This window comes from Acinetobacter sp., assembly GCF_041911495.1.
Taxonomy (GTDB): domain Bacteria; phylum Pseudomonadota; class Gammaproteobacteria; order Pseudomonadales; family Moraxellaceae; genus Acinetobacter.
This window is the reverse complement of record NZ_JAYROT010000077.1, coordinates 20,092-28,064: the sequence shown is the minus strand read 5'-3', so window position 1 is coordinate 28,064 and position 7,973 is coordinate 20,092. Positions and strand designations below refer to the sequence as shown.

Here is a 7,973-nt window from a genome sequence, read left to right as displayed (position 1 = left end):
CGGGGGTCGCGGGTTCGAGCCCCGTCCGCTGCGCCATTGCAAAAAGTTTATTTGAGTCGAATACAAATAAAAGAAAGTTAAAACTTTCTCTTGCGTTCGGTTTAGTTTGGCGGTGACGTCAAAGAATGAAGTTGTAGTATATATACTACGCACTTCGTTTGTCTTGCACTCATAAAAAAGCAATGCTTTTTTTATTCGTTCAGGGCGCTTAGCTCAGTTGGTAGAGCGTCTGCCTTACAAGCAGAATGTCGGCGGTTCGATCCCGTCAGCGCCCACCATATACTTGTATGTTCTTACAGTATAACCTCGCAGCGGTAGTTCAGTTGGTTAGAATACCGGCCTGTCACGCCGGGGGTCGCGGGTTCGAGCCCCGTCCGCTGCGCCATTTCTCTTAAGTTATCCAAAATCAAGTCATCAAAAATTAAGTTATTCAAATTCAAGCTATCTTTACTCAAGACAGTTATGTCTAAATCATCTAAGTCAGTCAAACTTCAATCTTGAACATAATTTCTTCATCTTTTTAACAAATGAATGACAAGTTTTGTCATATGCAATTGCTAAAAAATGTTAGTTTGTATTAAGCTATGTCATGAAGCTTAGGCATTCTGTATTTGTCTTGTTGCTTTATGAATTGAAGGTCTTAGGAAAGTCTAAATTTTCCCTCATGTTTGGTTTGGCTAAACATTGATCTCAAAGAATGAAGTTCTTAGACATCTGCTACGCACTTCGTTTGTCTTGAAGTTTTATGAGTCGAATACTATAGGAAAATTTAAATTTTCCCTTGTGTTCGGGCAAAAGATTACAGTGCATATGTTTTGAGAAGTGATGTTTTCAGATACTACGCACTTCGTTTGTCTTGCACTTCGCTTAAAACAACGTTTTAAGCTCGTTCAGGGCGCTTAGCTCAGTTGGTAGAGCGTCTGCCTTACAAGCAGAATGTCGGCGGTTCGATCCCGTCAGCGCCCACCATACATTTTTTTGCTAGATTTTAGATAGCATGAAATGTTGTTGTATTTTCAGTTCGTTTGATTTTTTGAAGTTTGGTTTTAATGCGCAATCCGTATACTCGTCGTGGTACTTCATCCGAAAGTCCAAATTTGGATCAAGATCAGCAATACCAAGATTTTTTAAATGCTTTACAACAAGGGGAAGTTGTGTGGAGTATTGCAAAAAATTATTGGACGTTACATCAGAATGATCAAGGCAAAAAAGCCATGTTGATCTGGAATAATAAAGCAGATGCTCAGCGCAATTGCTTATTGTTTTGGCAAGATTCTGAGCCGAAGAGAATTACTCGAGATATGTTGTTTGATGAAATTCTACCTTACCTTGAGCAGCAACATTATTTAGTCGCAATAAATCGCAATGCTAAAGCAGAGTGCATCTTTGTGGCGCCAGAGCGTATACGTCAGGATGGTTTGGCGTTAAAATAATTGATCTAACACGATGAGTAAGAATAGCTTTCATTAAAATTACTACGTTAGATTGATTTAAATGTTGATGAAGGATCGTGAGCATTTATAGAAATATTAAAAAAAATACATTGAGGGGAATCTATGCGTAATCCATATCAGGGTGCAAGGCGCTCGCAGAAAAATTCAGTTAATCTCGAACAACCAGTCGATCGTTATCGTTTTTTTATTCGACAGATCATTGAACAAAAGCAAGTTTGGGGTTTGTTTAAAGATGGTTGGGCTATTGGTGCGACTTCGCAAGGCGGTCAGGTATTACCTGTATGGGCTGCGAAACATTATGCTGTAGCGTGCCAAAATCAATCTTGGTCAGGACATCAAGCAATGAATATTAGTTTGGAAAATTTTATTTTCCAAATGCTTCCTTTTGCGGAAAAAGAAAATGTGAAGCTGTCCATTATGATGACACCTGACGGTCAGAGTGTTTTTTTAGATGCGCAAAAAGTGCTGTTGGATTTAAAGAATTTTCTCTATGAAATCTATAGTCAAGCACCACAGTTTTTTCAGCAAAACCCTGATGTGCCTTTACCTCGGAAGATTCGTTTGAATTAATCGCAATTCTTTTGGGCAAAAAAATCCCTCGAACCATGCGAGGGATTTTTTTTATGAGGATTAAAACTTATCTTTAATAGACATCACGACGATAGCGAGATTCTTCACGTAATGTCGTCATGTATTCCTCACCAAGAGTTTCAGTCAAGGCTTGATCGACGCCTGATGCCATGCCTTCGATACTACCGCAGACATAGATCACCGCACCATCTGCAATCCACTGTTTCAAGCGTTCTTCGTGTTCCATGACGAGATGTTGCACGTAAACTCGTTGTTCTTGATCACGAGAGAAAGCAAGATCAAGATGTTGTAGATGACCATCCTGATGCCATGCTTCGAGTTGTGATTGATAGAAGTAATCAACGGATTGTTGACGCTCTCCAAAGATTAACCAGTTTTGTGAATAGCCGAGTTGCTGACGTTGTTTCAGTAAGCTCATTAAGCCTGCAATACCAGTACCATTACCAATGAAAATGGCAGGGCGGTTGTCATCAATCAAGTGGAAACTTGGATTGGTACGGACACGTAACGGTACATTTTCATCAAACGTTGCAAGCACAGTGAGCCAACCTGAGCCTAAGCCAAATTCATTGTCACTAATTTGCTTTTGACGCACGACGAGTTGCAAATAACCATCTTCAGGAATACTGGCGATCGAGTATTCACGGCTTGGTAGATTTGATAATTGTTCAATCCAAGCGAAGTCGTTACTGTCAGGCTGAATAGTTTGCGTTAAATCTTTATAGCGTAGTGCATAAACGAGTGATTCAGTCGCATCAAGCTGATGTTGCTCAATAAACTGCGCAATGCGTTCCACACTATTACCACATTGAATTTCGGCGATATCACCTGCGTGCCAAGTTTCTGCATGTAAAGCTTTAAACTTGAGATCAAACGCAGGCTCACCCAAGCTATTTGGATTCAGCAGCTCACGTGAAATGAGTTGCCATTGATCAAAAGTTTTCTCAGAAATCACCGCTTGGACTTCACTACCTGTAATGGTCGCAAGTCCTGCATACCAACGCTCAAGATCAACAGTGTTGCCATTATCCACTTCAACGACATCCATGACCGAATCCGCTTGGTTGGATTGAAGCCATTGATTTAACTCGTGACCAAAGGTACAAAAGGTGTCAGGATATTCTTTTGAACCAAGCGCTAAGACGGCAAATTTCACCGCACTAAAATCAAAGCTTTGCTTGAGATGCTTTTTGGCAAAATTACTCGCCAAATCGGGTGCATCTCCAGTACCGTAAGTACTTGCAACAAAGAGCACTCGCTCAGCCTGTTGAATATCTGCGATGCTGACATCTTTTAATGCTTTGACTTGGGTTGGCGTACCTGCTTGCTGTAACGCAGTCGAGGTATTGTAAGCGATTTGCTCTGCCGTACCTGTTTGACTGGCATAGAGAATCGTCCAGCTTTCCGCATTCGGATCAAGGTTTACAACATTTGAGCCTTGCTTTGCTTCACGTGTTAAGCGTTTTTGCTTACGACGTTTCAAGTACAGCATCCAACCTGTAATGAAGAATAATGGCATCGCCAATGAAGCAAGCATGGCAAAGAACTGATAAATACCACCCATGAAGTTGCCACGGTGTACAGGCAACATGCTACTCATGATTTTTTCATTGAGCTTTTTATCTGCGTAGAGTTCGAGCTCTTCGATTTTGCCATCTGCATAGTTGAATGTTGCCGTGTTACGAGCACGTTCATGCTGTGGATCGGCATCAAGGAATTGAATTTCAACTTTTGCATCTGCTGATTTTGGCAGATTAAAAGTCATGGTTGAGTATTCACGATTTAATTGCTGTGGAAATTGTGTCCACGTTACAGTTAAAGCGGTGCTGATTTGTTCAGGTGAAAGTTGTACTTTTTCCTCTTGTTCATTGCCATGATTAATTTGGGGATTATTTGCACGATCAGCACCTTGACGGTTGCGTTCGCCACCTTGAGTTCGCGCACCTTGCGAACGACCTTCACCACGTGCTTGTTGACCTTGTGGTGCGCCTTGCCCACCACCTTGCATTGGCGGTCGTTGCATCTGTGGACGTTCAACGCCCATGACTTTGAACATACCATTACGCCACCAGTCATATGACCAGTACAGCCCAGTCACAGCAAAGATGAGATAAAAGAGAACTACCCAAGTCCCAATGACTGCGTGTAAATCCCAAATAAAGTTACGACCTTTCAGCTTCGGTTTAACAAAGAGCCATTGACGCAAAGAATGTTTCTTAGGCCAACGCAGGTAGATGCCACTCAAGACAAAATAAATCAGCATCAGTACACATGCACCAGTGATTTGCTTGCCGATTTCACCTGCGGTTAAGCGACGATGCAAATCTTCGACAAATTCAAAGAATCCTTCACCTTTGATTTCGGGAAGCACTTCGGCAGTGTATGGATTGACCAACATGTTGTAGCCACGACGATGACCTTCTTTGGCGATGTTGATCGTAGAAGACGCAGATGGCTCAGCCGCAATGGTGACACTATTGATTTGCAGATTTGGGTCTTGTTGTGAGAAGTGTAAATACAACTCAGCAGGGCTGAGCTTGGCTTGCTCGGGCACGGTGACCACATAGCTGTCTTCATTGATCCATTTTAGGATTTGTTGCTCATACGAGTAGATCGCACCTGTGACACCCATGATGGACAAGACCAGTCCTGCGGTGATCCCCATAAACCAATGCAGTTGGAAAAATACTTTCTTAAACATAGTCAGTGAAGTTAACAAAAAATAAGCCGAATTATACGTCAGCTTTAAGAAGATAATATAGATTTTGCGAATAAAAATGAGGTTTATTTTCATTTAGACTGATTTTTTTATATTTTTTAGACAGTAAAAAAATAGCCTTCAGAAGAAGGCTAGATTTATAGATTCAAAAAGGATCTATTTAGAATTTTTTTGCAACACCAACGGTTTCGTTGAGATGCTTACGAATGGTATCAAATGAAAATTGCTTGGTATCCATACGTTTTGGTAAGAAGAATGAACCGTCTTGATCTTTGACTTTGAATGTCATTAATAAAAACTCTTGATTGTCATACCATTCTGACACTTCTTTCCATGCCACATTCATGACACCGGGTTGCGCAATGACTTGTTGCATACCACGTTGTGGAGGCATGCTCATTTGTTGTTGCATCACCATACCATGCGGTTGAATGCCAAGTTTGATGCCCTTGATTTCTTGTGCAGGGAATTCTGCCATTTTGCGTTTTGCATACCATTCCCAAACGAATAGACGTAAAACCAAGAAAATAGCAACAGATGCTAATGCCACCCAGCAAATAATCGTTGAATAATTTTTAATAAAAATTAAGCCTAAAATCGATAATAACACCACCGCAGCAACGATCGCCCAAGTGCGAGGACGAACTTTATTTGTACTACGCCACATCAAAAGTTGTGCACGACGTTGTTCTTCAGCAGAAATTTCATAAGGTACGGTTTGCAATGTGTAGGCATAACCTGATGCAGAATTGCCTTTTGCAAGTTTTTGGTTTGTAGGTTGCTTGGTTGTCGATTTTTTCTTGGTGGACATGTTGCTTCGCTGTACTCATCAAACTTTGCGCCGATTTTAGCATTAAAGCCTGTCTGATAGAAATGCGTTATGAAAAATTAGCACCTATAAATTAGTTGTAGAAATCTGATGTAGTTTAAATTGAACCGAGCGCGCTTGCTTGGGGATCATGTTCATAGCTAAGGTTTTGCTTTAATGTGCTGATTTCAGGCAAGATATTGATAATCAAAGCAATCTGTTGCAACACCACACTTTCAGCAGGATCAAGTGAGGTATCTTGGGCACGGTTAAATAATCGAAGTGCTTGAATGGCGGCGTGGGATTTGAGTTGTGGCATTTCATCACGGAGCAGGGCACCGTGAATGTCATCCAACGCTTCATCTAAAATTTCAAGCACTTGAGGATGTTTGATCTGTTCACGATGTGCGCCGAGCGCAGCAATATAGCTGAGCAAAGTATGATTTAAGCTGAGCAATTTAAACGCTTGTTGTTTCTGATTTTGATCAATATCAGGCTCAGTGGCGAGCGTTGAAATGGTTGAGGCAAGATCAGCGTCCATAATATGCGCTCGACGACGCACAATCCGATAGTCTAGACCATTATTACGCCCTTCATGATATTGCTTCACGATTTCGGTGAGGTAGTTGCACTGACTTTCAAAAGCTTTATTAATCACCAGTGGCAAACAACGGAATTGCCAATCTGGCCAAATAAACATCACACCAAGCCAAGCGATAAAACAGCCTGCAAAAGTATAAATCGCACGAGGCAAAGCGGCATTGAGTTCAGGGTCGGCGAGGTGGAAGTTGATCAAAGCAAGCAAGGTAATAAACATGGTGGCTTGGGCGTATTGCTGTGCTCGGAGTTGTAAAAAGAACACACCACTCAACACCATGATAAAGAGTTGTCCTTCGATCGACGGCACAAAATGAATGACAAATGTCCCGATGGTAATTCCCGCAAGTGTTCCGATAATTCGTAACCTCAGACGGCGTTTGGTGGCATTAAAGTTGGGTTGACTGACAAATAGCACAGTCAAAAGAATCCAATAGCCATATTCAATATCAAAAATTTGCACCAATATGTGTGAAATTAACAGCAAAATGGATAAGCGAGTGGCATGACGGAATAAGCTCGATTCAGGGCTTAGATTCTGTTTCATGCGTTGCCAAATATCTTGCCAGCCACGTAGCCCATCATCTCGCAGTAAATTCTCTTTGCTTGCGTCGTCTTGTGATCTGCTGTTGAGTGCTTGGTCGGATTCGAGGTTATGTAGTTGTGCGTCGATTTCTTTGAGATTGTCACTCAAACCACGTAAGGCATTAATCCATAGATCAATATCTGCATCATTCGCCAAGAGATGATTGGCAGGTTTTTGTGCAAATTCACCATTTCCATCAAGCTTTGATTGTTCCGTAAGTTCATCTTGTAAGTGTTGTATCGAACGCTCTAAATTTTTAAAGGCATATGCAAAGCGTTGGTTGTGTACATAAGGTTGACGGTTGGCAATTGCATTCGCCAGGTCCTGACATGCTTTACCTTGTAAGGTTAAAATCCGTTGAAAACGAAACAGTACATCACGATGCGCAAAGACTTTCGCCAATTTTTGATAGTCGATATGTGCAGAATCGGCACGCTCATGAATGTCTTGAATGATAAAGTAATATTGCAGACTACGACGTGTATCTTTACGCCCACGATCGCCTTTGAGCCGTGTCACCAATGCGACACGTGTTTCATTAAATTTACCGACGACTTTGGAGTTGGCAAGGGATAAATCAATCATCGACTGTTGATAACTTTTTGGAGTCATATCAACGTCGAACAGATTGGATTTCACAAAGAGAAAATTGCCCACCAATTGATAGCATTGCACCAACTGATCTTGCACAAGTCGTACAGGAAAAATCAAAAAACTGACCGAAGAGAGTAGCCCATACCACACAGCACCAGCGACCAGTAACGCAGCTTGTTGCCACCACTCGGGGAAAATATCCACGCCAAGCATGGTATAGACTGAGATGACCAAACAACCATAACTAATCGTGGCATAACGCTTACCCAGTGAGCCCAGTAGAATCAAGCTAAAACAAGATACGATGAGCGCAAAACCAAACAGGATAGGATGTGGGAAAAGTAGCTCTACTGCCGAAGCTGTGACAAAAAATCCGAAATAGGTAAAAAACAAATTACGCAGGTGAATCGAAAAACGATCATCAATATCACTGAGTGCTGCAGCGATCACGCCTAAAGTCAGTGGAATCGTAAGTAATTGCTGATCAAGCAGATAAGGAATAAACGCTGTTCCCGCAAAGGCAATGAACATCCGCACTGCATACATCAATGTGGTGTTATAACTGATTCGTTTGATGGAGTTAATCGTATTCACAGATTTTTCAGTATGCGGTTGATAAAGTTT

At 41.6% G+C, this 7,973-nt stretch carries 5 protein-coding genes and 3 tRNA genes; 5 read left to right on the top strand and 3 right to left on the bottom strand.

From position 1 onward, the window contains the following. The first annotated feature begins 202 nt into the window (after nucleotides 1–202). From ACE3PQ_RS10295 to ACE3PQ_RS10275, 5 genes are all read left to right on the top strand, one after another. Nucleotides 203–278 (top strand) — tRNA-Val (locus tag ACE3PQ_RS10295). Between the two features lie 30 nt (nucleotides 279–308). After that, a tRNA-Asp gene (locus tag ACE3PQ_RS10290) sits at nucleotides 309–385 on the top strand. 508 nt (nucleotides 386–893) lie between these two features. After that, nucleotides 894–969: transfer RNA gene (locus ACE3PQ_RS10285), tRNA-Val, on the top strand. A gap of 80 nt (nucleotides 970–1,049) precedes the next feature. After that, on the top strand, nucleotides 1,050–1,433 hold the full coding sequence (locus ACE3PQ_RS10280) for a DUF2750 domain-containing protein (protein ID WP_374297530.1): 384 nt from the start codon (nucleotides 1,050–1,052) through the stop codon (nucleotides 1,431–1,433). A gap of 123 nt (nucleotides 1,434–1,556) precedes the next feature. Then, nucleotides 1,557–2,024 (top strand): DUF2750 domain-containing protein, encoded by a 468-nt coding sequence (locus tag ACE3PQ_RS10275; RefSeq protein ID WP_298893075.1) that lies wholly within the window; start codon nucleotides 1,557–1,559, stop codon nucleotides 2,022–2,024. A 73-nt stretch (nucleotides 2,025–2,097) separates the two neighbouring features. Here ACE3PQ_RS10275 and ACE3PQ_RS10270 read toward each other — a convergent pair whose 3' ends face one another. From ACE3PQ_RS10270 to ACE3PQ_RS10260, 3 genes are all read right to left on the bottom strand, one after another. Beyond that, entirely contained in the window at nucleotides 2,098–4,746 is a 2,649-nt protein-coding gene (locus tag ACE3PQ_RS10270; protein ID WP_374297528.1) for a PepSY domain-containing protein, read from the bottom strand. A 178-nt stretch (nucleotides 4,747–4,924) separates the two neighbouring features. Further along, nucleotides 4,925–5,575, bottom strand: coding sequence for a hypothetical protein (locus ACE3PQ_RS10265; RefSeq protein WP_374297526.1), 651 nt, complete (start codon nucleotides 5,573–5,575; stop codon nucleotides 4,925–4,927). A gap of 115 nt (nucleotides 5,576–5,690) precedes the next feature. Next, on the bottom strand, nucleotides 5,691–7,943 hold the full coding sequence (locus tag ACE3PQ_RS10260; RefSeq protein WP_374297524.1) for a YccS/YhfK family putative transporter: 2,253 nt from the start codon (nucleotides 7,941–7,943) through the stop codon (nucleotides 5,691–5,693). Nucleotides 7,944–7,973 lie beyond the last annotated feature (30 nt).

Bases quoted from the DNA above. Each gene is read 5' to 3' on its own strand.
- ACE3PQ_RS10280 (WP_374297530.1), top strand. From the start codon at position 1,050: ATGCGCAATCCGTATACTCGTCGTGGTACTTCATCCGAAAGTCCAAAT.
- ACE3PQ_RS10275 (WP_298893075.1), top strand. From the start codon at position 1,557: ATGCGTAATCCATATCAGGGTGCAAGGCGCTCGCAGAAAAATTCAGTT.
- ACE3PQ_RS10270 (WP_374297528.1), bottom strand. From the start codon at position 4,746: ATGTTTAAGAAAGTATTTTTCCAACTGCATTGGTTTATGGGGATCACC.
- ACE3PQ_RS10265 (WP_374297526.1), bottom strand. From the start codon at position 5,575: ATGTCCACCAAGAAAAAATCGACAACCAAGCAACCTACAAACCAAAAA.